Origin of the sequence: Eoetvoesiella sp., from assembly GCF_035555955.1 — a bacterium.
Taxonomy (GTDB): Bacteria; Pseudomonadota; Gammaproteobacteria; order Burkholderiales; family Burkholderiaceae_B; genus Eoetvoesia.
The window spans coordinates 37,771-64,311 of the sequence record NZ_DATMGA010000013.1; the positions used below are offsets into that span (position 1 = coordinate 37,771).

The following is a 26,541-nucleotide window of genomic DNA, read 5'->3' on the forward strand; positions in this document are numbered from 1 at the left end:
TTTTTCTTTTATGCCCGGCCTTTATTTCCATAACCCACCATACTAAAGGACGCCGGCCTCAAGTCAATAAGAATCGAGGCATGGTGGCTAATCGGGCCATGGATAACCGCCCCCTCCCGGGTAATCCCCAATAAGAGAAGAGGCGCGGCAAGCCGAGGTCAGGCTTCGTCCAGCTCCACCCAGACCCGGCCATCCTCGATCTTCAGGGGATAGCTGCGGATGTCCTCGGTAAGAGGCTCGCACAGCGCCTTGCCGTCGCGCACGTCGAAGCGGCCCTGGTGCAGCGGGCATTCGATTTCGAAACCTTCCAGGAAGCCGTCGCAAAGCCGCGCATGGCCGTGCGTACAGATATTGTCGGTGGCGAAGAATTCGCCTTCCACGCTGTAGATGGCCAATTGCCTGCCGCCGGCATCCACGCCGATGACGTCGTCCTCGGGCACGTCTTCGGAAGCCAGTACGTCTATCCAGTTTTTCGTCATGCTGCCGCCTCGTTCAAATAGGGTAAATAATGGAGTTGGGGATCATCTCGGAGTCGTAGATGCAAAAGCGCGACTCGAACTTCATGCCCTCTTGCCCGACCCGGATCCTGTCCAGGTAGCGGCCCACGTTGAATACGGTGGACTCGCCATCGAGCTTGGTGCGGAACACGGCATAGTTGGCCTCGGCCTGGATGATGCCGCCCTCGTGGGAAACGACGCGGGGCGCGCCGACGACGTGGCGCTGGTAGTAGGGATCGTGAAACAGGGTTTCGCGTATGCCGTAGGCCCTGTCCTTGAGCATGTTGCGGCTGATGAACCACATGGTGGACAAGGGGAAGCCGCGTTCGTGGTTTTCGCGCGGCTGCACCTTGTATTCGCAGTCCTCCACGAAGAAATCCGCCCATTTTTCCCAATCGTAGGCATCCACCGCCGCCGCATAGTCCGAATACAGCGTCGTCAAGTCGAAATAGGTTTGAAAGTCCATTTTTTAGATCTCCATGACTTTGCGCCAGTAGTTGTACATGCCGCGTATCAGTGTTTCGGTCACCATGTGGTCGGTGTCTTCGACGCCGTAGCCGCCCAGCTCGGCCACCGCGCGATGGTAGGGTTTTTGCTCGAACCCGTGCTGCGAGAATTCGATGACTTCGCCGTCGTCGGCCGACACGAAGCCGGCCGGGCCGAACAGATTGGCCTGCACCAGGCGGCGCTGCGTCATTTCGGGCGTATCGTCCTCGAAACCGAAATGCGTCCAGACGAAATCGAAGGTGCCATTGCCGTTGGGCTGGATGTGGCGGGTGGAAACACTGTTGACCTGCTGCTGGAAGATGACGCTGGGGAATACGGTGAGCATGACGGCCGTGGGCTCGCCCCACCAGTCTTCGTGCACAATGTCGAGCAGCCGTTTGTCCTGGATTTCCATGCTTTCCTTGAAGCTGGTGACGCCGCTGGTCACTTCGTTCTTCTGGCCGCTGTTGCCGCGCGTGGAAATCATGGCCGCGTGGCGGAACTGCTCGTCCATGCGCAGGGCCGACTTGTTATCGGCGCGCCACAGGCCGTAGGTGATGAACCAGGTATGCAGCAGCCCAGGATGGTAGGGGTCCTTGATGTTCTCTTGCATGAGCTTCCAGTTGCCCGGAATGCGCTGGCGGTTGTAGCCCAGTATGGTCAGCTTGCGCCCGTTGAAAAGGCGATCGAAATAGCCCAGGATCTCGGGACCGAGATAGTCCTCGAAGCTTTGCACGTCGTGGTCGAACGAGGCGAACACCACGCCGCCCCGCGTGGCGACCTTCAGCTTGTTCAGGCCGTTCTCGCTGGTCTTGAATTCCTTGGGCATGCCGCCGTTGACCTTGCCGTTCTGCTTGACCCCGCGCAAGAACGGCACACCCTGCAGGTCGCCCTTCAGGCTGTAGTTCCACTGATGGTACGGACAGACCAGCTCTTTCTTGTTGCCGGTGCGCGCGCGGCAGAACTGCATGCCCCGATGCGCGCAGACGTTCTCGACGACATTGATGCCGCCATCCATGTCGCGCGTCAAGATGACCGAACGCTCGCCGATGACGGTGCGCTTGAAGTCGCCGGGGTTCGGGACTTCGGCCTCGAGGCCCACATAGCACCAGTGCCCGTGGTAGAAGAGCCGCTCCAGCTCTTTTTTATAGACGTCGTGGTCGGTATAGGCCCAGAACGGGATCCGGCTTGTGCCTTCGGCCTGCCACTGGGGGTTCGTGGGAAAAACAACAGGAATGTCACCCATGACTCGTCTCCTTGTTCAAACTATTGATGGCCCCGCGGGGCGCAATTTCCATGATTTCCATGCATCGGACGGCGTCGCGCGGCGCTGCCCGGCTTTCTTGCTACGTGCCGCTGGCGTAGAACGCATCGGCATATATGTGCTCGGCAGGCAGGCCCTTGCCGGTCAGCAGCAGGCTGGCCGCCTCCACCATGGGAGGAGCGCCGCAGACATAGGCGCGAAAGCCTTCGAGGCTTTGCCAGTCTTGCGCCACGGCATCGGTAACCAGCCCTGTGCGCAGGCCCGCGCCGGCCGGCCCGGACGCCACCACGATATGGACGCGAACGTTGCGATGCGCCTTGGCAATCTGTTCCAGCACGTCGGCTTTGTAAATATCATCCTCCGAACGCACGCCGAAATAAATATGAATAGGGTTTTCCATGCCTTCGGCAAGCGCGCCGCGCACGATCGACAGCACCGGGGCAAGGCCCGTGCCGCCGGCGATGCACAAGATTGGCCCTTCGTGCTTGCGGCGCAGATACGCCGTGCCCAGCGGGCCGCTGACGCGCACCGCATCGCCTTCCTTGAGTTCGCTGTTCACATAGCCGCTGACACGCCCATTGGGCACCACGCGGACATGGAACTCCAGTTCGCCGTCCTCGGCCAGGCCGGCCATGGAATAGGGGCGGATGTGTTCAGGGCTGAATTGCAGCGTGGCGTACTGGCCGGGCGAGTACTCAAGAGGCTTGGCGGGCTTGAGACGCACGCACTTGATGTCGTGGGTCATGTCCTGCACGGACACCACCTTGGCCTTGATGATGCGCGCCGGATGCGTGACCACCTCGTCGGGCTCGGGGATTTCCACCGTACAGGCCCCGGTAAGCACACTCATGCACGCCAGCACGTAGCCGCCGTCGTTCAGGCCGGTGCGCTTGATTTCGCGGCCCGACTCAAGCACTTCGCCATCGACGACCTTGCAGCGGCAGGTGCCGCAGCGGCCCGCCATGCAACTGTACGAAATAGGCACGTCGTTGGAGCGCAGAACCTCCAGCAGATTGGCGCCGGCCTCGACCATCAACGTCTGATCCAAAGGCTGTACTAGTAATTCCATGACTCGTCTCGTGTTTTATGCATCCGCGCATCGTTCGCCGGCGCGGCTGCGATCCATAAAAACTTGAATCGCGTTCAGTATAGGCACGGGATTAAAATAGATAAATAGAATATGATGAATTAACTGTATAGATTTCCTGAATATCATTATTCCGGACGGCCTCCATGGACCTCAAAGACATCGACCTGAACCTCATGGTCATCTACCACCATTTGCTGACCGAGCGCAGCGTCTCGGGCGCCGCCGAAAAGCTGGGGCTCACCCAGCCCACGGTCAGCAATGCGCTCAAGCGGCTGCGCATCCTGCTGGGCGACGAGCTGTTCCTGCGCACCTCGCGGGGCATGGAACCCACTCCGTACGCCATCCAGCTTGCCGAGCCCATTGCCTACGCGCTCAGCACCCTGCACAACACACTCAACCAGCAAACGGTGTTCGACCCGTCCACCAGCAAGCGCAAGTTCATCCTGGGCATGACCGACCTGGGCGAGATCGAGCTGCTGCCCAAGCTCATGAATCTTCTGGAGGAAATCGCTCCGGGCGTCACGCTGAGCACCGTGCGCAACAGCTCCGACAACCTGCGCGACGAAATGGAAACAGGCCGCGTGGATCTGGCCATCGGCCTGCTGCCCCAGCTTAAAACAGGCTTTTTCCAGCAAAGGCTGTTCATGCAAAGCTATGTCTGCCTGTTCCGCAAAGAGCACCCATTAAGCAGGCACAAAGGAAAGATCACCCAGCGCCAGTTCTTCGACGCGGATCATGTGGTCGTGGTTTCCACCGGAACGGGCCATGCGCACGTAGACGAAATCATCGAAAGCAAAGGGTCGAAAAGGCGGGTGCGCTTGCTGGTACCACATTTCGTGGCCGTGGGACATATTCTGGCGACCTCAGACATGATCGCCACCGTGCCCGAACGCTACGCCCGACGCTACGCCGAGCCCTTCAATCTAAGCTACGTCAGCCACCCGATTGCCCTGCCCAAGATCGGCATCAACCTGTTCTGGCACGCCAAGTACCACAAGGAGCCGGGCAATCAGTGGCTGCGCAACGTCATCTTCAACCTGTTTTCGACCTCGTTAAATTAGGGCCTGTTAACACGCGGCCTGAGCGGACGCCGGCGTGAACGGAAGGGAAGTTGCGGGCCCTCCCGGAAACCCTGGCCGCCCTCGGGGCGGCAGCCAGCACCGCCTCGTCACGGCAACGGGCATTGCCCGTGATACGCATCCTGGTAGCTCTTGAACGGCGTGGCGATGGTCTTCAGGTTCAACCGCCCCTGCCCGTCCTTGACCACCTCCATGATGTGCATGCCCTGGATGGGGAAATGGTTGTTGCCGAACTTGAAGTCGCCGCGCACCGATTTGAAATCCGCCGCCTTCAGCGCCGCCATGAAGGCCGGCTTGTCGCCGACCTTGCCATCGACCTTGGCAATGGCCGAATCCAGCAGCAGCGCCGCGTCATAGCTTTGCGCCGCATAGTTCGAGGGAACGCGCTTGTACTTGGCTTCGAAATCCTTGACGAACTTGCGGCTTTGCGGGTTGTCGAAATCGGGCGCCCAGAAGCCGCCGCTTATGATTCCCATGGCCGAGTCGCCGATGGCCGGCAACGACAGCGCATCCACCACGAACGTCGTCAACAAAGGCTGCTTGCCGCTCAATCCGGCCTGGGCATACTGCTTGGCAAACGCAATACCCATCCCGCCGGGGAAAAACGCGAACACTGCGTCGGGCTCGACTGCCGTGACCTTTGACAGCTCGGAAGAAAAATCCATTTGCTTCAGCGAGGTGTACAGCTCGTCGGCCAGCGGCTCTTTGTAATAGCGCTTGAAGCCGTTGACGATATCCTTGCCGGCCTGGTAATTGGGCGCCAGAACCACGACCTTCTTATAGCCTTTCTCCTGGGCGTACTTGCCCACCGCCTCGGCGGCCTGGTCTCCCTGCCACGAAGTAATGAACTGGTACGGCGAGCACTGCTTGCCCGCTATCTGCGATGGCCCGGCATTCGACCCCACAAGAAACACCTCGTGATCGGTCACGTACTTGTGGATGGCCATCATCACGTTCGAGAACGACACCCCCGTGATGATGGGCACTTTTTCTTTTTCAACCAGGCTACGCGCCGCCTGCCTGGCCACGTCGGGCTTCAGCTGGCTGTCCTCGCGGATGAGCTCGATGGCATGGCCGCCGAGCTTGCCGCCCTGCTCCTCCAGCAGCAGGTTGAAGCCATCCAGCATGTCCTGCCCCACCGCCGCGGCCGGGCCCGAAAGCTCGCCGATAAAGCCGATTTTGATTGGATCGGCATGGGCCGCCGCCGCAAACGACAACGACAATGCCGAAGCCGCCAACGCGGCATGAATCATTTTCTTCAAGATTTGTCTCCTGGGTTTTCAAGTTTCTAATAATGAACTGCGGTACTGCACACGAAGAGCTCCCGATCCAAGACCCGGAGCTCCCCCGCAACAACCGCTGGAGCCTTCGGCTCCGGCAATGATTTCGGGCCGCGTCCTGAGGCGCAAGTCTCGGCCTGCGCACGCGGCTTGCGCTTTGGCGCGGGTTCAGTGCATCTCGGCGGCAACCGGGTCGGGCGCCGCCACGGCGCCGGCCGCGCGAGCTCCGGGCGCAGCGGCTTTCTCCGCGCTGCGTTGCGCCTCTTCCTTGAGCATGCGCTCGATGCTGCGGCGCATGCGCACCGGCCCCGCATCAATGCTCAGCAACACCGGCTTCATCGCCCAGAAATCCGAATCGCCGATCGCCTCCTGCTGAGCGTCGATCATGGGCAGATCCTGCATCTCGAAGGCATAGCGCCGCATTTCCCGGAACTTCTTGTCGGCTTCAGGGGGAAGGCTGGTGCCGGCCGGCATGGCGGCGGCAAAATGGTAGTGGGTGGTCTTTTCGGTTTCGGGGGTCAGAATATGCACCCCGTAGTACCAGCCATGGTCTTCACGCTTGCCGCCGACCTCGTGCACGCCGGTATCCAGCAGGAAACAGCTTGGCGGAATCCAGCGCATATTGGTCCACATATCCACCGGCTTGCCGTCGCGGCGGTACAGCATGTCGAAGATGCCCGGCACCGAGATATTGGGCATCCAGCGGTTGCACTGCAGGTTGTCGCCGTCCTCGACCAGCTCCTGGTCGGCGCCCACCTGCTCCGGGCTGCCCAGGTAGCCGTCGTGCACGTAGGTGATATGGCTGAGATCCAGCAGGTTCTCGCCCATGAGCTCGTAATGCGCCGGAATGTTCAAATGGCCGAAGCTCGTGCCATAGCCCGAGCCTTCGTCCAGTACGCTGTAGTCGGGGATCTTCGCCGGATCGGCGGGCTCGTCGCCCATCCAGATCCAGATCATGCGGTGCCGATCGGCCACCGGATAGCTTTTCACCTTGGCCGCCGCCGGGATTTTTCCCTCGCCGTGCGGGTTCTTGACACACTGCCCCGTACAGTCGAACTCCAGGCCGTGGTAGGCGCACTGCACGCCATCGTTCACGATCTTGCCCAGATGCAGAGGCACGAAGCGGTGCGGACACCGATCCTGCAACGCCGCGACGTCGCCGTTTTGCTTGCGGTAGAAAACCACCGGCTCGTCGAGCAGCTTGCGATGAAACAGCTCGCCCTCTTTGACGTCGTCGCTCCAGCACGCCACATACCAGGCGTTTTTGATAAATGCCATTGTCGTCTCCTTGATCGAACAAATGCTCGCGCCCGCGGCCTTTGGCGCCGACCCCACCCGGACTCGGCCCGCAAGCGATCTTGCTCATTCCTGCTGATTGATTTTCCGTAAAATTATCACAAACAGAGTAGACGGTTTGTTTTTATTTGTATCAACAGCGTAACTGAACCGCCTTTTTAGAGCAGGGCTTCCTCGACAAGCTCGATCCAGTGCCGCACGGGTGTGCGCGCCGCGCTGCTCAGGTGCGTCTGGCAGCCGATATTGGCCGTGGCGACCACGTCAGGCTTGTCGGCCTCCAGAGCATCCAGCTTGTTGTTGCGCAGCGTCGTGGCCAGTTCGGGTTGGGTTATGGAATAAGTACCCGCCGACCCGCAGCACAAATGCGCATCCCGCACGCGCGCCAGGTCGAACCCCAGCGACGCCAGTATGCGTTCCACGGAGCCGCCAAGTTTCTGGGCATGCTGCAATGTGCACGGGCAGTGGAAGGCCACTTTCATGTGCGGATCGGCGCGCAGTTCGGTCAGCGGCTCGGCGGCGATGACTTCGGCCAGGTCGCGGGTCAGGCTGCTGACGCGCCGGGCCTTTTCCGCGTAGGCGGGGTCGTGGCTTAGCAGATCCGCGTATTCCTTCACAAAAGCGCCGCAGCCGCTGGCTGTCATCACGATGGCCTCGGCGCCACCTTCGATGGCCGGCCACCAGGCATCGATATTGCGCCGCGCGCGCGCCAGCCCTTCTTCCTGCGCGTCCAGGTGATAGTCGGTGGCGCCGCAGCAGCCGGCGCTGGCGGCCGCCACAACACTGATGCCAAGCCTGTCCAGCACACGGGCGGCCGCCGCGTTCGTATTGGGCGACAGCGCGGGCTGCACACAGCCCTCGAGCATGAGGACCCTGCGTCCATGCCGCGCGGGCGGCCTCGCCTTCGCCACAGCCGCCCGCGCCGGAATTTTTGCCTGCCAGCCTGCGGGCAAGCAGGGACGAAGCCAGCGTCCGGCCTTCAAGGCCGCGCCGAACGCGGCACGCCGGGGGACCAGAAGCCGCAGCCAGCCTCGCAACAGCCTTTGCTTCCATGGCCTGGAAACGTGCTCCGCCATCTGGGCGCGCCCGATATCGAGCAGCGAGTGATACCGGACGCCCGACGGACAGGTCGTTTCGCAGTTCCTGCATGTCAGGCAGCGATCCAGATGCCGTTGCGTCTTTTCGCTTGCCTGCCCGCCTTCGAGGAACGACTTGATCAGATAGATGCGCCCGCGCGGACCATCCAGTTCGTCGCCCGTGATCTGGTAGGTTGGGCAGGTTGCGTTGCAAAAGCCGCAATGCACACAGGACCTCAGGATGCTTTCGGCCTCTTGGGCACGTCGCAGGCCTTTGATGTTTTCGCTTAGATTGGTTTGCATTGCCGCTCTTCAGATTTCGGGGTACATGCGTCCCGGATTGAAAATACCGTGCGGGTCCATGCTGGCTTTCAAGCGCTTCTGGATGCGCAGCATCGCCTCGGGCAGCGGATGGAACGGCTCGATGCCCGGGCCGGGGGTGAAGCACGTGGCATGCCCTCCCAAGGACTGAGCCAGCCCGCGTATTTCCTGGGCATGCGCATCGCTCTTGAGCCAGCGCTGGGCGCCGCCCCAATCCAGCAGGCTCTCGCCGGGCAGTTCGACGACAGGCGCATCGACCGGAACCGAAAGGCGCCATAAAGGCCGGCCGTCCCCAAAGAACGGCAAACGCTGTTCGCGCAGGTCGCTCCAGATTTGCAACGCTTCGTCTTCGCCCCCCATCTGGCCGCAGGCGGCCTGCACGGAGCCCGCCCCGCCCTCGAGCCGCACATGCAGCCTGCCGGCCATGTACAGCGCGCCAGTCAGGGGCAAAGCGGCACGGCGCCAGCGGGACAACGCGGCCGGGACCTCGCCGGCTTCCATATCGAAATACAGGCAGTGCGATTCACGCGCCTTGGGCAGCACCTTCAACGACAACTCGGTCAGCACGCCAAGGCATCCGAAACTGCCCGCCATCAGCCGCGAAACATCGAAGCCGGCCACATTCTTCATGACTTCGCCGCCGAACCGCAAGTGCCTGGCCTGGCCGGTGACAAGGCGGCAGCCCAGCACGAAGTCCCGCACCGAACCCGACCATGGCCTGCGCGGCCCGGCAAGGCCGCTGGCCACCGCCCCCCCTACCGTTGCGTTTCCCGCGTATTCGGGCGGCTCGCAAGGCAGCATCTGCCCTTGAGCATCCAGAACCGCATTCAGCTCGGCAAGCGGCGTGCCCGCGCGAACCGTCACGACCAGTTCGCTTGGATCGTATTTCACGATGCCGCGATGACCACGGACGTCGAGTTCGGCCGCTTCCACCGGACGGCCCAGCATGGCCTTGCTGTTTCCACCGCGGATACGCAGCGTCGCTCCGTCCGCAATCGCCTGTCGTACCTGGTCCACCAGGCGGCCGGCGATATCCGCCGAACGATCGCCCCCGCCCATTAAAAACGCTCCAGTTCTGGATGCGCCATTTTTCCCGCGTGCACGTGCATCGACCCGAACTCGGCGCAACGATTCAGTGTCGGGATATTCTTGCCGGGATTCAACAGCCGATGCGGGTCGAAGGCTTCCTTCAAGGCATGAAAGTATTGCAGCTCGTCGCTGTCGAACTGCGCGCACATCTGGTTGATTTTTTCGCGGCCCACGCCATGCTCACCCGTAATCGTCCCGCCCACTTCCACGCACAGTTCGAGGATCTTCGCGCCGATGTCTTCGGCCCGCTGCATCTCGCCCGGCATATTGGCGTCGAACAGGATCAATGGGTGCATATTGCCATCGCCTGCATGAAACACGTTGGCGACCCGCAGGCCATATTCTTCGGACAGCTCGGCAATTCGCTTCAATACACGGGGCAGCTCTTTGCGCGGGATGGTGCCGTCCATGCAGTAATAATCGGGAGAAATCCGCCCCACCGCCGGAAAGGCGTTCTTGCGGCCGGCCCAGAAGCGCTGGCGCTCTTGCTCGTCTTTGGCCACACGCACCTCGACGGCGCCCGCCGCGTGCAGGACGGCGCCGACCCTGGCGCAATCCTCGGCGACGTCGGCCTGCGCGCCGTCGAGTTCGCACAACAATATGGCCTGCGCATCGACGGGATAACCGGCGTGGACGAAGTCTTCCGCCGCCCGGATGGCAAGGTTGTCCATCATTTCCAGGCCTGCGGGCACAATGCCCGCGCCGATGATCATGGCGACCGCGGCGCCCGCCTTCTCCACATCGTCGAAGCTGGCCAATAGCACCTTGGCTGCTTGCGGCACGGCCAGGAGCTTTACCGTGACCTCGACCACCACGCCCAGCAGGCCTTCCGAGCCGGTGAACAGGGCGACCAGGTCGAACCCGGGGCAGTCCAGCGCCTCCGACCCCAGCGTCAGGATGTCGCCGTCGATGGTCACGACGGTAACCTGGAGAATATTGTGCAGTGTCAGGCCGTACTTCAGGCAATGCACCCCACCGGCGTTTTCGGCCACGTTTCCGCCGATGGAACAGGCTATCTGGGACGAAGGGTCGGGCGCATAGTACAGCCCGAAATCCGCCGCCGCCTGGGAAATCGCCAGATTGCGCACCCCCGGCTGCACCCGGGCGACACCCGCGGCGGCGTCGATGGAAAGAATGCGGTTGAAGCGCGCCATGACCAGCAGGATGCCCTTTTCCAGCGGCAGAGCGCCGCCCGACAAGCCGGTTCCCGCCCCGCGCGCCACCACCGGCACGCCATGGGACGAGGCAAATCGTAATATGGCCTGCACCTGCTCGACAGTTTCGGGCAGTACCGCCAGCATGGGAACCGTGCGGTAAGCGGACAAGCCATCGCATTCGAAAGGCCGCAGGTCTTCCAGTTCGTGCAGGATGCGCAGGTCTGGCACGGTGGCCCTCAACACCCGCAGGACCGCCTGCTTATCCACGTTCGGCAACTCGCCGTCAACCCGCTCGTCGTACAGTAGGCTCATGCCTCAACACCTCTTTTCATATGGCTCCCAGGGCAGACAGCACGATGCTCCACCAGAAACCGTGCCTTGTCCATATGAAAATCAACTGGACAGACCACTTTTTAAAAGCTATCTTCCGTATTTAAAAGAAATTTACTTATTAAAAACAAATACATGATTAAAATTCATGAAGCAAGAAATTCACATAAAACCATCTGGTCATACCAGTTTTAGTCACGAATTGGAAGCCGATAGGAATCGAACCGTCGCTGACGCCGTCGCCGAGAAAATCGAACGCCTGATCGTCGACAACGTGCTCAAGGCCGGCCAGATGCTTCCCTCGGAAAGGCGCTTGACCGAAAAGCTGGGCGTGTCGCGCGCGGCGCTGCGCGAAGGGCTCAATCTATTGCGGGCCCGCGGCCTGATCACGACCTCCCACGGCAAAGGCTCGTTCGTCGCCAACCTGATGTCCGAAGCCGTACAGACAACGCCCATGTTGCATCTTCTGGACTCCCAGCCGCGCACGCTGTTCGACCTGCTGGAAGTGCGGGAGCTCCTAGAGGCCGAATCGGCCCGGCTGGCCGCGCTGCGCGGCACGCAGGCCGACTATGCGCTGATCGCGCGCCGCTATGAGCAACTGACCGAGGCCCAGGGCCGCGAAACCACCCCGCAGGCCCATGCCAGGCTGGACCACGCTTTCCACCTTGCCATCTACGAAGCCTCTCACAATCCCGTGCTGGTTCACACCTTGGGTTCGCTGACCAATCTGCTGCTAAGCTCGGTCTTCGCCTCGGTCAACAACCTTTACCACCGCGAGGCACAAAAAAAGCAGATCGACCGCCAGCATGCCCGCCTGTTCCAGGCGGTAACCGGGAAACTGCCCGAGCAAGCGCGCAAAGCCGCGCAAGACCATATCCGGGGCATCAGAAAAAACCTGGAAGAAATCGAACGGGAAGAACAGCGCCTGATCCGCGCCACGCTGAGGCTGGAAGAATGGACCTAGCCTTGGCGCAAACACCGTGCCTCGGCGGCGCAGCAACGTCACCGCCGCGAGCGAAACACCCCTGACGATATAATCGGCTCGACCAGTCTCAATCCGAACCCCACCGCGCATGGCTTCCAGAAAGAACCCCTCCATCGATCAAGACACCACGCCAGAGCCGGAATCGTCCGACGCTTTGCCCTTGCTCGATGGCCGCGTTCCCGAGCCCGTCAAGGCACAGCGGCGCACGCAGGAGGATCGCAGCCGCGACGCCAAAGAGCGTCTGCTGGCCGCCACCATAAGCGTCCTGCGGCGCAAGGGCTACAACGGGTTGACCACCAAGGAAGTCGCCAAGACGGCCGGGCTTTCCAACGGCGCCCTGATGCATCACTACGCCAACAAGGCCGAACTCGTCATCGCGGCGACGGCCGCGGTGTACGACGAATGCATCATCCGCGGGCAGCGTCTGGCCCGCACCCCTCAAGCGGTAAAGAAACCGATCGAAAGTTTCATCTCCGACCAGCTAAGCGTGTATTTCGACTGGCCCTTCCACACCGCGCTGGAAGTCATCGTCGTGTCGCGCACCGACCCCGAGCTCATGGCCCGCATCTACCCGGTCATGGATCACTACCGCAAGACCACCAACGCGCTTTGGCTGGAAGTCTTCAAGAAGGCAGGCCACTCGCCGCAGCAGGCCCGCACCATACTCAACCTTTCGCTGAACATGGTGCGCGGCATGGCCGTCAACCGCATGTGGGCCAAGGACGAAACCTACTACGACGACTGCCTGAAAGACTGGATAAAAATCGTCAACGAGAAGTTTCCGGTGGGCAAGCCCTCGAGGCAGGCAGGCAAGCTCCCTGGCCCTTGAAGCGAAACAAACTACCGGCCCGAAGCACAAATCCACAGAGCTGTTCCTTATTGACAATAGCCGCGAAGCGCGGCAGCATGTCTCCAAACAAGGGGCTTCGGTCGGAGACAACTCACAAGCGCCGCGCGGGCGGCAAAAAACGGCCCAAGCCGTCAGCCATGCCGCACCCAAGCATCAGCAACGCCCCAACGTTTCCCCGGCTGCCGCATAACGCTGACGAGCATGTCCAGCGTATCCGGCATTCACGCCGTGAAGCTATTCCTTCTCATCCGTAGTGCCCACATAGCGGCACGCGGCGCTGGTACACGCTGTTTACATGTCCCGAGGACGGACACACGAGGCAAGCATGAAAGAGTCCCTGCTCAATATCAGACAACTGCGCTACTTCGCCAAAGTCGTTGAAACCGGCAGCATCACCCGGGCCGCCGAACAGCTCTATATCGCCCAGCCGGCTCTCAGCCTGAGCATACGGCAACTGGAAGAAACCGTCGGAGTGCCGCTGTTGCAGCGCCACTCACGCGGAGTCGACGCCACCCCCGCGGGCGAACTGCTCTATTCGCGCACCTGCGCCCTGTTTGGCTATATGGAGCAGATGCGGACCGACGTGTCGCGCTTTGGGCAACAGCCCCGTCAACTGCTGAACCTGGGCATGCCTTCCAGCCTCGTCATGCTGATAGGCACCGAAGCCATAGTCATCGGCCGCGAGCAGCTTCCCAATGCCTCGGTCTGCCTGCGTGAAGATCCCAGCTTCGTCCTGGTGGATGCCGTGGAAAACAAGGAAATCGACATTGCATTCGCCTACTCGGTTGCCGAACGCCCCGGCATCCATCTAACCCCGGTGCTCCGCGAAGAGCTTCTGCTCGTAACTCGAGCGGATCAGGCGCCTAAAGAAGAAATCGTGACACTGGAACAAGCGCTTGACCGGGACATGGCAACAGGAGGCAAGCGCGACGCAGGGCGCTGCATCATGGAACATGCCGCCGGAGAACGCGGGCTGCCATGCGAAATCATGTACGAAATGCAATCCATTGCCGGCCTGCGTGAAATCATGCTGCGCGGCATGGCGGCCAGTGTCCTGCCCTACGGCTCCGTGGCGCGTGAGGTTGCCAGCGGCAAACTGGTGGTACGACGCATCGACGACCCACTGATGACCCAGACCATGTACGTCGTCCGCTCGGCACGCACGCCCGGTTCTCCCTTCCTCGACGAGGCTAGTGTCATGCCGTATTTGTCGGATCTGATCGACATGATTGTCGACCGTCAGGACGGTCTGGCTCGTAGAATCGATGCGCGCGCGCCAGTGGCGGGCTATATCTAGGGTCGGGAGCCCGCCCAGGCTCAAACATCAACTGCGCGCCGATAGATACCAATCGAGAATTTCAGAACCTGTGGCGAACCAGGCACCACCGGTATCGCGGATATGCTGCAGAGCCCGGTCGAAGGGCTTGCTACGATGCGGATGGCCGATCAGGAACGGATGTATGGAAATCGCCATGACCCGTGCACTGTCCGCCGCATCCTCATGCAGCACATCGAATGTGTCGCATATCATTTTGGCAAACTGCTCGCCGCTTTGCTTCAGATCCAAAAAGCAGGGAATGTCATTGATCTCGATCGCATAGGGCAAGGAAATCAAAGAGCCGCTCTTTACCTTGAACGGATAGGGCTGTTCGTCGTTCACCCAGTTGGCCGTATATTCTATGCCCGCCTCGGCCAGCAAGTCGGGAGTATTGGCGGTTTCACTCAGTGCGGGGCTGAGCCACCCCCGGGGACGCTTCCCGGAGGCTTCATGGATGGTGTCGATGACATGCTTGATGAGCTCGCGCTCTTCATCCATTTCCAGCTTGGTGATCAACTGAGAATTGTTCTTGCCATGCGCCATCCACTCCCAGCCGTGTTCGTTGCCGGCCTTGATGAGCTGGGGATAAAAGCGGCAGACATCCGAATTGAGCGCCGCGGTTCCCCGAACACCGTGCTTGTTCATGATGTCGAGCATACGCCAGAACCCGACGCGCGGGCCGAAATCGCGCCATGAATAGTTGAGAACGTCGGGAACCAAGCCCGCCGTGACGCCCGTCAACGAGGTAGAAGGTCGATCGAATAAAAAATGCTCGACGTTGGGTATGACCCAAACCGCAACCCGTGCACCGTTGGGCAGTTTAAGCGGCGGGCGCTCGGTAATGGGCGAATAATCGAATCTGTTTGGCTCTTGCATTGATAAGTCTCCGTCTTTTATATGTCGGGGAAAATCGCCTGGGATCCCCCCGGAGAAAACCTGTCGTTCAGGCGACCCTCAGGTAGTCCAGCGTTTCGCTCAGGCCGACGACATCGCAGTACTTTGCCTGTAGGTCGAAAAGGCTTTGCTCGTGCGCGGCGCGTGACCGATCTCCGACGGCCTCGCGCACGATGATGGGGCGGAATCCGTTTTGCACGGCGTCCACCGCCGTGCCGCGCACACAGCCGCTGGTCGTGCAGCCGACGATGATGACCGTATCCGCGCCGTGCGCCACCAGCCGCGACAGCAAGTCGGTGCCGAAAAAGCAGGACGCGTATTTCTTGATCAGCAATGAATCGCCATCCTGGTAGTGCAGTCGCGAATCCAGTTCCACGGCGGGCGTGCCGCTGCGCAGTGTGGCTGACCCGGTCTGCTTGAGCACCCAGATCCCGCCGTCCTTCAGTCCCGCATCGTCGTAGGCGGTCGTCGTGAAGAAAATAGGGGCTTTGGCCGACCGGCAGGCGTCGATTACCTGGTTCGCGACGATGATCTCGTCATCCAGATTCGATCCCAAGGGCATGTCCGGATCGGTGAAGGCCTGGATGATGTCGACCACGATAAGCGCCGCGCGCTTGCCAAAGCCGATGGCCTGCCCGAATCCGCGCTGCCGGAAAAACTCTTCATCTGAAATCGTTTGGTTCTGCACGTAAATCTCCTTGATGATGCAACCACTGTGCTTTTCGCCCGCAGCCAAGCTGATAGAGCCGCATGGCCAGGTGCGGGCCATCCGCAATGGCAACGGCCAGCAGAATTGCGCCCGTTGCCACGTCGTGCACGTAAGGCTGCACCCCCAGCGAGGTCAGCCCCGTACGCAAGACACATAAAATCAACACCCCGGCGGCAATTCCAAGCGGCCGCCCCACGCCGCCCGACAAGGACACCCCGCCCAGAATCGCGGCGGCGACGGCCGGCACCAGAATGTCCGCCACCGCGCCCGACGGCGATGCGGACAGCAGGCCGAAACTGAGCATGGCGCCAGCCAAAGCAGCCAAGGCCCCCGAGCAGGCAAAGACGCCCAGTTGTATGGCATGGGGATTGACGCCGGCCACCACAGCGCCCTGCCGGTTGCTGCCTGCCGCGACCAAGTCGCGGCCGACCCTGGTGTACCCAATGATTGACGCTGCGACAAGGAACAACACCACCACGACCAGCGCCCTCAAGGAGATAAAACCCAGGACCGGTGCATTGACGGCAATGGCGACTTCCATGTTCTCGAAAGGAATGGTCTGGTTGCCCGTAATGACATACGAGGCGCCGATGAAGGTAAGCAGTCCCCCCAGGGTGACCGGAACCGACCCCAGCCTTAGCCAGACCATGATGGCCGCCTGCGCGAGACCGCCAAGCGCGCCGACGCACAATGCCGCCAGCACGCCCAGCACGGCCGAATCGTTTCCCGCTAGAACAGCCACGCATCCGCCCAGGCCCATCATGCCCGCCACGGACAGATCGAATTCACGCATGAGCATCGTCAGGCCCAGTCCCAAGGCCACCAGACCGATTGTGGCGAAATGCTGGAATATGCTCGATGCGCTGCGCATCGACAGGAAATTACCCGCCCCCAGCAGAACGCTGAAGACAATGACGACCAACGCCAGCAATAAATAAGGACGCAGCACGGGACGCGCCAGCAGTCGATGGATGCTCTTCATCGCCTTCCCCTCCGGGACTGCAGCAGAATAGCCGCCAATACGATGAGGCCGATGAACAGATACTGATACTGGACATCCAGCCCATGCAACAACAGCAGGCTCTGCAATACTCCGATGAATACGACGCCGGCCATGGTGCGCAACACCGAGCCGTGGCCGCCGCCGATGGCGGTTCCTCCCACAAGGACCGCGGAAATCGCGGAATAATCGAAGCCCACGCCGAACTCCATGGAGCCCGATCCGTAGCGCGCGGCAAGCAATATCCCTGAAACTCCGGTAAAGAGTCCGGCGGCAAGATAACTACCGGCCACCGTGCTCCATGGCCGTATGCCGGCCACTACCGCCGCGTCGATGTTGGCTCCCACGAGAATCACGTTCTGGCCGAATTTCGTCAAACGCAAAACGGCTTCTCCGGCAACGACCGCCCCCAAAAACACCAGAAGAGGTATCGGTACGCCCGCCAAGCGGCCTTTGAGCAGATTCAGGGCGTCTGCATGAACGTAGATGCTTTGCCCGCCGGCGATGTACTGCGCCACGCCAAGCATCAGGCTGAGAAACGCAATGCTGACAATCAACGGATTGGCCCGAAACACCCCGATCAACAGGCCCTGAGCCGCTGTGAGCGCCATCGCCAGGACGAGCCCGGCCCCGGCGGCCAGGACAAAGCCATGGCCAGAAAGATAAGCGACCAGCATCGCCGTCGCCGCGCATGTAGCGCCCAGCGAGAACGACATGATATTGCCCGACAACGTAATGAACGTCATGCCCACCGCCACGCAGCCGATCAGCGACAGCGTGCCGGTAAGAGCAATGAGGTTGGGCAGGCTGGCAAAGCCCGAAGTCGTGAAAGCCGCGATGACAAGCACGGCCAAAGCTGCGCACGTGACCCAGGTTTGCATATCGGGGGAGCCCGCCCGCTCGAGCCGGCGCCTCGGCATGCTGGAAGATGCAGAGACGCTCATACCGCCTTCTCCAGGGGCTGCTCGCTGTGCGTGATGTCGGACAATAGGCGGTTGCGCGAAATATCCGGCCGCGCATACCGCGCCACCTGCCGGCCTTTGAACATCGTGATCACCACATCCGCCATGCCCGCCACCTCTTCAATATCCGTCGACATCATGACAATGCAAAAACCTTGATCGCAAACCCGGCGCATGAGCCCATAGATTTCGGCGCGAGCACCCACATCGACTCCCCGCGTTGGCTCGTTCAGCAACAGAACGCCAAACTCGCTATCCGTCAAGGAACGGGCCACGGCAATCTTCTGCTGGTTGCCGCCGCTGAGATCGCCGGCGGTCGAGCTCAGCCTGGCGGGGTCCAGCGCCACCTTGACGCAGGCGTCATGCGCCAGTTGATCCAGTTTCCGCTGCGAAATGAAGCCCGCCGTTGCGATACGCTCCAACTGGGAGGCCAGCAGATTGAGCCGTACTGGCAGATCCAGGAAAATTCCTTCGCCGGCCCGGTCCTCGGACACGAACCGGACATTGGCCCGCACCGCCTCGCCGACAGAGCCAAGACGCATGGGACGACCGCCCACCATGACCCGTCCGGTGGCGTTGTAGACCAGTCCCGCCAGCGCTCGCACGGCTTCCGCCGCCCCCGAGCCTATCTGGCCCGAAAGACAGACGACCTGCCCCCGCAGCGCCTGAAAGGAAAGGGCATGCACGATGCCCGGCACGGCAAGATTCGAAACCGCCAAGCCCGTTTCGGCGCTCGGGCTTCCGGCCGGCGGATACATCTGTCCCAAGGAGCGGCCCAGCATCATCTCGATCAGGCTTTCCCGATCCACCTGGGCAATCGGCAGGGTCGCCACCTCGGCGCCATTGCGCAATACGGTCACGTTGTCGCAGATCTCGAAGACTTCCGCCAGGCGATGAGTAATGAAAATAACGGAGCAGCCCAGGCCTCGGACACGCCTCAGCGCTGCGAAGACCCGCTCGATTTCGCCATCGCTGAGCGTGGCCGTCGGTTCGTCCAGCAAAAGCACACGTGCCTTGCGCGCAAGCATGCGCGCGATTTCAAGCAATTGCCATTCGCCCAGTGAAAGCTCGGCAGCCAGAGTCCCCAGGGCAAACTGATCCAGCCCGACCACTTCCAATGCCTCGGCCGCTTGCCGGCGCAGGCTTGCACGCCGATGCAGGAACGGCACGTCGCGATGGCCGAGCAAGACGTTGTCCAATACAGAGAGATGAGGAATGATGCTCAGCTCCTGGGACACGAAGGCTATTCCGTCGGCTTGCGAATCTCGAGAGCTTTTGTAATGCCTGGCTACGCCATCGACCAGGATTTCACCGGCATCGGGACGATGGATTCCCGTCAACAACTTGACCAAGGTGCTTTTGCCCGCGCCATTCTCACCGCACAGGGCGCGAATTTCGCCCTGTGCAACGGAAAACGAAGTAGGCCGTAGCGCCTGGATCGTGCCGAATGCCTTTTGAACATTGCGGGCTTCAAGTACCTGCGTCATGCTGACTCGTCCGCTTAATACGTGCAGGCGTCCGCGTACTCGGCCAGATTGGCCTTGGTAATGGCCGCCATCTTCAGATAGTTGTGCTTTTCGACAGGCTTGCCATTCAGGAAGTCGACGACTGTCGCAACGGCCGCCTTGCCCGTACGCACCGGCATTTGCGTGGCAGTGCTGTATTGCTCGCCGTTGCGAATGTGATCCACACCGAACTTCATGCAGTTTGAACTGACGACGACCAACTCGCCCTTGCCTGTTCCCAAGGGCACACCCGCCGCCTTGGCCGCCAATATGACTCCGTGCGCCATGTTGTCCGCCATGCCGTAAACGGCATCCAGCCCGCCCTGCGCGGCGAAGCGCGCGAACAACTGGCCGGCGATGCGTTCGCTGGCCGCGGTATCCCATTTGGCATCTTCGGTAGCCACGATCTTGATCTCGGGGTGAGCGGCCACGGCCGCCTTGAAGCCCTGCAGACGCCGTGGCGCAACGCCTTCGGCCAAGGAGCCGGTGACGAGAGCCACCTTGGGATTCTTGCGGTCTTTCAGGGCGGCTGCGAGCGCCTCCCCGGTCAGTTTCCCCAGAACCACGTGATCTTCGCCGATAAACGACTCGTAAAGGCCGTCATTGCCGTCGGCCACCGGGGAGTTGACGACAAAGACAGGCAGCTTGGCGTTTTTGGCCGCGACCAGGGCCGGGATGATGCCCCGTTCGCTGATGGGCGTAATGACCAGCGCGTCGTATCCCTTGGCGATCACGTCGTTGACCTGCTGGCTCTGCAAGGCGGCATCGTAGGGGCTGGTCAGCACGGTGGCTGCCATGCCGTTCTTTTCGCTTTCGGACTGGATGGTCGCGGCCAGGGCCGCGATAAAGGGATTGCTTGTCGTTGCGGTCAGGTAGGCGATGCGCTTGCCATTGACCTGCGCTTGCGCCGACGCCATGCCCAACGCAAGGCTGACGGCCGCAAAAAATGAAAATAGGGCGGAAGGCTTGATACGAATCACGGCTTGCTCCTCGTTCTTGTCATGATCAAGGACGCTGGCCGTCGCACCTGCGAAAACCTCGTCCCGTTCACGAATTGGAGCATCGCGCCGGACGAGGGTCTAATACTATTTATATGCCGGTAGCCATACAATTTTTTATGGCAGGGTTAACCCCTCATGCGCGGCTCCCCACGGGCCACGACGAGAGCGCAATGTGAAGCAAGAACGAAACGAGCCGGCCGCGCCCGGCTCGGCAGCCAGCAACCGCTACTTGGCCTTTACGCTGGCCAGTTTTTTGTTGAAGGCATCCAGCGGCATCGCGCCGCCGACCCGGCTGCCGTCGGCGAAAATTATGGTCGGCGTGCCCCGCACGCTCAGCTTATGCCCCAGCGCCAGCAACTGGTCGATGGGCGCATCGCATTGCGCTTGCGCCGGTGTCTTGGCATTGACCATCCAGTCGCGCCAGGCGACCGCCTTATCCTTCGCGCACCAGATATTGCGCGCCTTTACGGTGGAATCCGGCGCGAGGATGGGGTACAGCAAGGTGTAGATGGTAATGTTGTCCACGCTTTCAAGCGTGCGGTGCATCTGCTTGCAATACCCGCAATTCGGGTCTTCGAACATGGCGATCTTGCGCGAGCCATTGCCCTTTACCTGCTTGATCGCCATGTTCAGCGGCAGCGTATCGAACGGCACCTCCGACAGCTTCGCCAGATGCTGGGCCGTCAAGTCCACGCGCGCCTTCGCGTCGATCAGCGAGCCTTGCAGCACGTAGTCGGCGTTCGCGTCGGTGTACATCAGGTTCATGTCCACCTGCACCTCGAACAGCCCGGCGAGCGGCGTGGGGCGCACCGCCGTAACCTGGATGCCGGCGAAGCGGTGTTCGAACGCTTCCTTGACCTTGGCCAGCGCATCGGCCGAGGCGGGCTGGTCCTGCTCGGCGGGCCCCTCCACCGACATGGCCGGCGCGGCATCGCCGGCTGCCGGAGCCTTGGCATCCTGGGCGCGGGCTGCCCCCAGCATCCCCAAAGCCAGCACGCTGCCAGCCAACACCGAATACATCAAACCTGCTAACGGCCGAGCCATAATGAAACCTCTGAAACCTGAAAGTCTGAATAATATAGTAACAACATCGCGGGTCGAGCGATTATATAGGCTATGGGCCATACCAGACAGCACGCTACTCAACCGCCCGATGCGCCGCTTATCAGGAAGCGCTTGACGAAAGGCAGCCGGTCGACCAGTTGCATGCCCGCGTTGCGGGCCAGGGCCAACGGCGCCGCCTGCGATGCAAACAGGCGGTGCAGGCCGTCGGTGGCCAGGCTCATGGCCAGCACTGGTTCGGCGCGCGCGCGCCGGTAGCGGCTCAGGACACGCATCTCGCCCACGGCCCGGAACGGCTCGCGGTTGCGGATCACGTCGATCAGTTGCTCGGCATCCGCCAGCCCCAGGTTCAGACCCTGGCCGGCCAGGGGATGCACGCGGTGGGCCGCATCGCCCACCAGCGCGACGCCGGGCGCCACCATGCCGCTTTTTTCCAGGAACAGGGGAAAACCCGCCAACACACCACGCACCGTCAGCCGGCCCAATCGCCCCTGGCTGGCTTCCAGCAGGCGCAGTTCAAGCTGGGCATTGCGTTCGGCCTCGGGCAAAGCCTGCAGCGCATCGGCCTGGGCCCGAGGCATGGACCACACCATGGAGACCTGGTGTCCGTCAGCGGTATCGGGCATGGGCAGCAAGGCCAGCACGCCATCGAAGGTAAACCACTGCAAGGCGGCGTTCAAGTGCGGCAGCTCGGCGGTAAGATGCACGACCAGGCCGGTGGCGTGATAGGCCTTGGACTCATGGCTGATGCCCGAGGCGGCGCGCACCGGCGAGCTTGCGCCATCGGCGCCCACCACCAGGCCAGCCGGAATGCGCCGGCCCGTGTCGGTCACAACCGCGCCGGATTCCAGGCCCTGAAACTTCTCGGCTTGCCAGGCGATGCCGAAAACCTGCACAGCCTGCCGCAACACGCGCTCCAGCTCGCTGGATTCGACGATCCAGGCCAGGGTGGGCATGGCGGCCTGCCAGGCACGCAGCGCCACCTGCCCGCTTGCGTCTCCGAACACTTCCATGGATTCCACCGGCGTTATCCGCGCGGCATCCAGCATGCCCCATACGCCCAGGTGTTCCAGGAAACTCTGGCTGGAGGGCGATATGGCGTAAACGCGCGGGCAATACTGGCCGGGCACCGCCGGCGGCGCGGCTACGCTGGGGCCTAGCAGCGTTACCCGCAGCCCCGCCTTGGTCAGCCCCAGCGCCGTGGCCAGGCCGACGATGCTGGTTCCGCATACGACGATGTTTTCGGTATTCATATAGGGCTTACCTAGCAGAAGGCGCGCCGCCCTGCTTGGGCCACAGCACCCACATTTCGCCCTGCTGCTTCATGCGGCCGGCCTGCGCTCCGGCTTCTTCGCCGAAGCCCCAATAGAAATCGGTGCGCGCGGCGCCCCGTATGGCGGCGCCGGTATCCTGCGCAAACACCAGGCGCTGCAAGGGCTTCTTCGAAGCCGGATATTGCGTGGACAGGAACAACGGCGTTCCCAACGGCACGAAGGTCGTGTCGATGGCGACGGAGCGCTCGCCGATGAGCGGCAGGCCGTAGGCGCCCTTGGGGCCCAGCTCCGGATCGACGATGGCCTCTTCGCGGAAGAACACCATGGCGGGGTTGGCGTTGAGCATTTCCTGCACCCGGCCGGGATTGCTTTTGGCCCAAGCCTTGATGTTCTGCATGGAAGCCTGCGACAGAGGCATATAGCCTTTATCGGCCAGCCACTTGCCGATGGACGCGTAAGGGCGGCCATTGTGGTCGGCATACGCCAGGCGCACGACTTCGCCGTCGGGCAGCTGCGCACGGCCCGAGCCCTGGATTTGCAGGAAGAACGCGTCGACCGGGTCGTTGGCCCAGACAATGACGGGCGGCTGCGTGGGCGACGAAGCAATCTGGGCCCGGGTGTCATAGGGCACGACACGGTTGCCGACCAGCTTGCCCCGCACGCGCTTGCCGGCCAGCTCGGGGTACACCGCGCCCAGATCCACGGTAAGCAGGTCGGCCGGAGCGGCATACAAAGGCCATTGATAAGCCCCCTGGTGGATGCGCGAAGCGTGGATAAGAGGCTCGTAGTAGCCCGTCACCATGTTTTTCGCCGCATGCCCGGCGGGGTCCAGAAGCCGCCAGGGCTGCAGATGCTCTTGCAGGAACCGGCGCACCTGGGCGGTATCGGGGTTGCCGACGGCAATGCCCGACTGCAGCACAGCAGAGCAAACCGGCTGCCAGACCCGCGGCGTCGCCCGCGCCGGCAGAGCCAGCGAACCCGACACCGGCCGCATCAAGCCCTTGCAATTATTGACAAATGCTTTCCAGACCAGATGCAGGTCGTCGGACTGCCAGCCCGGCAAGGCCGCCCAACTGGCCTGCTGGAATTTTCCGGCCAGGGCACGGGGCTTGGTGTCCCGCATGGCGGCCAGATCGGGAACTCGCAAGGGCTGTTCGACCAGGTTTTCAGCCTGCCCGACGGAGGGCGCCGGCGTCACTCCGGACTCGGGCGGCACCGTGCTGCACGCGGCCAGAAGCGCCAGCAGCGCGGACGAAAGCAATAGTTTCTTCATGGACATCGGTAAAGGGGAAAGCGATTCAATGCAAGGTGCGCGGCATGGCCAGGACGAATTCGTCGATGGGCACCTCGAACGGAATGCCATTATCGCCCACGCAATGGTAAGTACCGCGCATGGTGCCTATGGGTGTTGGTAAGGGACAGCCACTTGTGTATTCGAATGTTTCGCCCGGATTCAGCAAAGGCTGCTGCCCCACGACCCCCAGGCCGCGCACTTCCTGCACGTTTTGCCGGCCGTCGGTGATGACCCAGTGGCGGCTGATGACCTGGGCCGGATGCGCGCCGTTATTGGTGATTCGGACCGTGTAGGCGAATACGAACTGCTGTTCGTTGGGATCGGATTGTTCGGGCAGATATTGCGGCGTCACGATAACGGACAGGTCGTAAGGCTTCATGTAAAAATTCCCGATAATAGGGTTAACAGGCCCTAACCTGCAATAATGGCGCTTGCGCCAGTTTTTTCTTTTGCAAACGGATCCAGTTTACGCCCATGAGCACGACACCCACCACCCGCATCTCCCCCAGCCTGCTTTCCGCCGATTTCGCCCGCCTGGGCGAGGAAGTCCGCAATGTGGTCGCGGCCGGCGCCGACTGGATTCACTTCGATGTCATGGACAACCACTATGTACCCAACCTGACCATCGGCCCCATGGTGTGCGAAGCCCTGCGCCCGCACACCGACGCGCCCATCGACGTGCATCTCATGGTCGAACCCGTCGACGCCATTATCCCGCAATTTGCCAAGGCCGGCGCCAACATCATCACTTTCCATCCCGAGGCCTCCCGCCACCCCGACCGCACGCTGGGCCTCATCAAGGAACACGGCTGCAAGGCCGGCCTGGTCTTCAACCCGGCCACCTCGCTCGACTGGATGGACTACGTCATGGACAAGCTCGACGTGGTGCTGCTGATGTCGGTCAACCCCGGGTTCGGCGGCCAAAGCTTCATTCCGGCCACGCTGGCCAAGCTGGCCCAGGCCCGCCGCAAAATCCAGGCCTGGCAGGAACAGGGCGGCCAGCCCATTGCGCTGGAGGTCGACGGCGGCGTCAAGGTCGGCAATATCGCGGCCATACGCGCCGCCGGCGCCGACACCTTCGTCGCCGGATCGGCCATTTTCGGGCAGCCGGACTACAAGGAGGTCATTGCCGCCATGCGCGCCGAAATCCTCAAGGGCGAAACCATTTCCGTCTGAAGCCGCGCCAAGAACATGCCATATACCGCTGTATTGCTGGACCTGGACGGCACCCTGCTCGACACCATTCCCGACCTGGCCGACGCCACCAACGCCATGCTTGCCGATCTGGGCCTTGCGCAGCTTTCGCAGGAAACCGTCGCTTCGCTTGTGGGCAAAGGCACGAAAGCGCTTATTGCCTCGGTTCTGGCCCGCCAGGGGAAAAGCGGCGACCAGACCCTCCTGCAGGAGCGCGCGCAAGCGCTGTTCCGCCAGCACTACCACCGTTTCAACGGCCAGCGCGCCGTCCTGTATGCGGGGGTCGAGCAAGGACTGCGGGCCTTCGCGCGCATGGGCCTGAAGCTGGCCGTGGTAACCAACAAGCCCACCGAATTCACCCTGCCCCTGCTGGAACGCAGCGGGCTGGCGCCGTATTTCGAATGCGTGGTTTGCGGCGACACCTGCCCCGAGCAGAAGCCGCAGCCCGCGCCCCTGCTGCATGCCTGCGCGCAACTGGGCGCCGCGCCCGGACAGGCGGTGATGATCGGCGATTCGATCAACGATGCCCAGGCGGCCCAGGCGGCCGGCATCGCCGCCCTGGCCGTTCCGTACGGCTACAACCACGGCCAGGACGTGCAAAATCTGAAAGTCGATGATATAGTTATGTCCATCGAAGCCGCCGCGCAATGGATCAGCAAGCGCCGAACCGGCCAGGGCCAAACCGCCCTCCTGGGTTCCGCCTGATTCCTTCCAGCATCTTCGGCAACGTTCAAAAAAACAAACACCATGATCGCTACCCTGTCTTATTGCACAACTCCCAACGCCACTTGGCGTTGGTGGCGCTTGTGTTCTGGGTGGCGGTGATCCCTCCCGGCATGTAAGACCCCGTCTTCTCGTGCCGACTGCATTACCAAGCAGCCAAGCCCGGAACCATACAAATCATGGCCGGGCTTTTTTGATTCTGTCCGGTCCTTGTGCACCACAAAGCCAACCCGAGAGCACCATGACAGAAATCGAATTCAACGCACTTGCCGCCCAGGGGTACAACCGCATTCCCCTCATGGCGGAAACCTACGCCGACCTCGACACCCCGTTGTCCATCTACCTGAAGCTGGCCTACAGCGGCCCCGAGGGCGGACGCAACAGCTGCCTGATGGAGTCGGTCGTGGGCGGCGAACGCTTCGGGCGCTATTCCTTCATCGGCCTGCCCGCCAAGACCATCATCCGCGCCACCGGCACGCTGACCGAGGTCGTGCACCAGGGCAAGGTCGTGGAAACCCACGAAGGCGACCCGCTGGCCTTCATCGAAGCCTACCAGGCCCGCTTCAAGGTGGCGCTGCGCCCGGGCATGCCCCGTTTCGCGGGCGGGCTGGCCGGCTACTTCGGCTACGACACAGTGCGCCACATGGAGCCCCGGCTGGGGCCGGCCGTCAAACCCTTTCCTTCGGGCCAGGACGAAGGCACGCCCGACATCATGCTGCTGCATGGGGACGAGTTCGTGGTGGTCGACAACCTGGCCGGCCGCACCTACCTGGTCGTTTACGCCGACCCGCAACAGCCCGAGGCCTAT

General features: G+C 61.9%; 25 protein-coding genes and 1 pseudogene. 7 read left to right on the top strand and 19 right to left on the bottom strand.

Annotation, left to right across the window (positions count from 1 at the left end; genetic code table 11):
- Nucleotides 1-158: 158 nt before the first annotated feature.
- The 4 genes from VNT00_RS03250 to VNT00_RS03265 all read right to left on the bottom strand — a co-directional run bounded on the left by VNT00_RS03250 (nucleotide 159) and on the right by VNT00_RS03265 (nucleotide 3,316).
- The gene (locus VNT00_RS03250) at nucleotides 159-479 is read right to left on the bottom strand and encodes a non-heme iron oxygenase ferredoxin subunit (RefSeq protein WP_325584471.1); all 321 of its coding nucleotides are present in this window, start codon (nucleotides 477-479) and stop codon (nucleotides 159-161) included.
- Between the two features lie 13 nt (nucleotides 480-492).
- Nucleotides 493-963 carry an aromatic-ring-hydroxylating dioxygenase subunit beta gene (locus VNT00_RS03255; protein WP_325584473.1) on the bottom strand — a complete coding sequence of 157 codons (471 nt, stop codon included), beginning with the start codon at nucleotides 961-963 and terminating at the stop codon, nucleotides 493-495.
- 3 nt (nucleotides 964-966) lie between these two features.
- A complete protein-coding gene (locus VNT00_RS03260) occupies nucleotides 967-2,229 on the bottom strand; it encodes an aromatic ring-hydroxylating dioxygenase subunit alpha (protein WP_325584475.1) in 1,263 nt (420 codons plus the stop codon).
- Nucleotides 2,230-2,329: 100 nt separating this feature from the next.
- Complete coding sequence (locus tag VNT00_RS03265; RefSeq protein ID WP_325584477.1) at nucleotides 2,330-3,316, bottom strand: 2Fe-2S iron-sulfur cluster-binding protein; 987 nt, start codon at nucleotides 3,314-3,316, stop codon at nucleotides 2,330-2,332.
- 164 nt (nucleotides 3,317-3,480) lie between these two features.
- Here VNT00_RS03265 and VNT00_RS03270 point away from each other — a divergent pair, with 164 nt between their 5' ends.
- Nucleotides 3,481-4,398: a LysR family transcriptional regulator gene (locus tag VNT00_RS03270; protein WP_325584479.1), complete on the top strand. Its 918-nt coding sequence runs from the start codon at nucleotides 3,481-3,483 to the stop codon at nucleotides 4,396-4,398.
- A 107-nt stretch (nucleotides 4,399-4,505) separates the two neighbouring features.
- On the opposite strand, the gene VNT00_RS03275 is transcribed toward VNT00_RS03270, so the two are convergent.
- The 5 genes from VNT00_RS03275 to glcD form a co-directional block, all read right to left on the bottom strand.
- A complete protein-coding gene (locus VNT00_RS03275; protein WP_325584517.1) occupies nucleotides 4,506-5,669 on the bottom strand; it encodes an ABC transporter substrate-binding protein in 1,164 nt (387 codons plus the stop codon).
- A 195-nt stretch (nucleotides 5,670-5,864) separates the two neighbouring features.
- On the bottom strand, nucleotides 5,865-6,974 hold the full coding sequence (locus VNT00_RS03280) for an aromatic ring-hydroxylating dioxygenase subunit alpha (RefSeq protein ID WP_325584481.1): 1,110 nt from the start codon (nucleotides 6,972-6,974) through the stop codon (nucleotides 5,865-5,867).
- 176 nt (nucleotides 6,975-7,150) lie between these two features.
- Nucleotides 7,151-8,368, bottom strand: a complete 1,218-nt coding sequence (glcF, locus tag VNT00_RS03285; RefSeq protein ID WP_325584483.1) for a glycolate oxidase subunit GlcF — start codon at nucleotides 8,366-8,368, stop codon at nucleotides 7,151-7,153.
- Between the two features lie 9 nt (nucleotides 8,369-8,377).
- Nucleotides 8,378-9,445 (bottom strand): glycolate oxidase subunit GlcE, encoded by a 1,068-nt coding sequence (glcE, locus tag VNT00_RS03290; protein ID WP_325584485.1) that lies wholly within the window; start codon nucleotides 9,443-9,445, stop codon nucleotides 8,378-8,380.
- Complete coding sequence (glcD, locus tag VNT00_RS03295; protein ID WP_325584487.1) at nucleotides 9,445-10,944, bottom strand: glycolate oxidase subunit GlcD; 1,500 nt, start codon at nucleotides 10,942-10,944, stop codon at nucleotides 9,445-9,447. The genes glcE and glcD overlap by 1 nt, the downstream gene beginning before the upstream one ends.
- Nucleotides 10,945-11,110: 166 nt before the next feature.
- Between glcD and glcC the strand changes: the two genes are divergently transcribed.
- The 3 genes from glcC (at nucleotide 11,111) to VNT00_RS03310 (ending at nucleotide 14,094) form a co-directional block, all read left to right on the top strand.
- Nucleotides 11,111-11,926, top strand: coding sequence for a transcriptional regulator GlcC (glcC, locus tag VNT00_RS03300; RefSeq protein WP_325584489.1), 816 nt, complete (start codon nucleotides 11,111-11,113; stop codon nucleotides 11,924-11,926).
- Nucleotides 11,927-12,035: 109 nt separating this feature from the next.
- Entirely contained in the window at nucleotides 12,036-12,776 is a 741-nt protein-coding gene (locus tag VNT00_RS03305; protein ID WP_325584491.1) for a TetR/AcrR family transcriptional regulator, read from the top strand.
- 346 nt (nucleotides 12,777-13,122) lie between these two features.
- Nucleotides 13,123-14,094, top strand: a complete 972-nt coding sequence (locus VNT00_RS03310; protein ID WP_325584493.1) for a LysR family transcriptional regulator — start codon at nucleotides 13,123-13,125, stop codon at nucleotides 14,092-14,094.
- A gap of 27 nt (nucleotides 14,095-14,121) precedes the next feature.
- Here VNT00_RS03310 and VNT00_RS03315 read toward each other — a convergent pair whose 3' ends face one another.
- From VNT00_RS03315 to apaG, 10 genes are all read right to left on the bottom strand, one after another.
- Nucleotides 14,122-14,991 (bottom strand): polysaccharide deacetylase family protein, encoded by an 870-nt coding sequence (locus VNT00_RS03315; protein WP_325584495.1) that lies wholly within the window; start codon nucleotides 14,989-14,991, stop codon nucleotides 14,122-14,124.
- A gap of 67 nt (nucleotides 14,992-15,058) precedes the next feature.
- Nucleotides 15,059-15,697 carry an isochorismatase family protein gene (locus VNT00_RS03320; RefSeq protein ID WP_325584497.1) on the bottom strand — a complete coding sequence of 213 codons (639 nt, stop codon included), beginning with the start codon at nucleotides 15,695-15,697 and terminating at the stop codon, nucleotides 15,059-15,061.
- A complete protein-coding gene (locus VNT00_RS03325; RefSeq protein WP_325584499.1) occupies nucleotides 15,672-16,700 on the bottom strand; it encodes an ABC transporter permease in 1,029 nt (342 codons plus the stop codon). Before VNT00_RS03325 ends, VNT00_RS03320 begins: the two co-directional genes overlap by 26 nt.
- Nucleotides 16,697-17,662, bottom strand: a complete 966-nt coding sequence (locus VNT00_RS03330) for an ABC transporter permease (RefSeq protein WP_325584501.1) — start codon at nucleotides 17,660-17,662, stop codon at nucleotides 16,697-16,699. Before VNT00_RS03330 ends, VNT00_RS03325 begins: the two co-directional genes overlap by 4 nt.
- Complete coding sequence (locus tag VNT00_RS03335; RefSeq protein WP_325584503.1) at nucleotides 17,659-19,167, bottom strand: sugar ABC transporter ATP-binding protein; 1,509 nt, start codon at nucleotides 19,165-19,167, stop codon at nucleotides 17,659-17,661. Before VNT00_RS03335 ends, VNT00_RS03330 begins: the two co-directional genes overlap by 4 nt.
- 14 nt (nucleotides 19,168-19,181) lie before the next feature.
- Complete coding sequence (locus tag VNT00_RS03340) at nucleotides 19,182-20,165, bottom strand: sugar ABC transporter substrate-binding protein (protein ID WP_325584505.1); 984 nt, start codon at nucleotides 20,163-20,165, stop codon at nucleotides 19,182-19,184.
- Nucleotides 20,166-20,411: 246 nt separating this feature from the next.
- Nucleotides 20,412-21,206, bottom strand: a complete 795-nt coding sequence (locus tag VNT00_RS03345) for a DsbC family protein (RefSeq protein WP_414650874.1) — start codon at nucleotides 21,204-21,206, stop codon at nucleotides 20,412-20,414.
- A gap of 122 nt (nucleotides 21,207-21,328) precedes the next feature.
- Nucleotides 21,329-22,501: an FAD-dependent monooxygenase gene (locus VNT00_RS03350; protein ID WP_325584507.1), complete on the bottom strand. Its 1,173-nt coding sequence runs from the start codon at nucleotides 22,499-22,501 to the stop codon at nucleotides 21,329-21,331.
- 7 nt (nucleotides 22,502-22,508) lie between these two features.
- Entirely contained in the window at nucleotides 22,509-23,795 is a 1,287-nt protein-coding gene (gene mltA, locus VNT00_RS03355) for a murein transglycosylase A (protein WP_325584509.1), read from the bottom strand.
- A gap of 25 nt (nucleotides 23,796-23,820) precedes the next feature.
- Nucleotides 23,821-24,195, bottom strand: coding sequence for a Co2+/Mg2+ efflux protein ApaG (gene apaG / locus VNT00_RS03360; RefSeq protein WP_325584511.1), 375 nt, complete (start codon nucleotides 24,193-24,195; stop codon nucleotides 23,821-23,823).
- 95 nt (nucleotides 24,196-24,290) lie between these two features.
- On the opposite strand from apaG, the gene rpe reads away from it, so the two are divergent.
- The 3 genes and pseudogenes from rpe to VNT00_RS03375 form a co-directional block, all read left to right on the top strand.
- A complete protein-coding gene (gene rpe / locus VNT00_RS03365; protein WP_325584513.1) occupies nucleotides 24,291-24,992 on the top strand; it encodes a ribulose-phosphate 3-epimerase in 702 nt (233 codons plus the stop codon).
- 15 nt (nucleotides 24,993-25,007) lie between these two features.
- Nucleotides 25,008-25,715: a phosphoglycolate phosphatase gene (locus VNT00_RS03370; protein ID WP_325584515.1), complete on the top strand. Its 708-nt coding sequence runs from the start codon at nucleotides 25,008-25,010 to the stop codon at nucleotides 25,713-25,715.
- Nucleotides 25,716-25,974: 259 nt separating this feature from the next.
- Nucleotides 25,975-26,541 (top strand): annotated as a pseudogene (locus VNT00_RS03375) (anthranilate synthase component I); the annotation flags it as partial.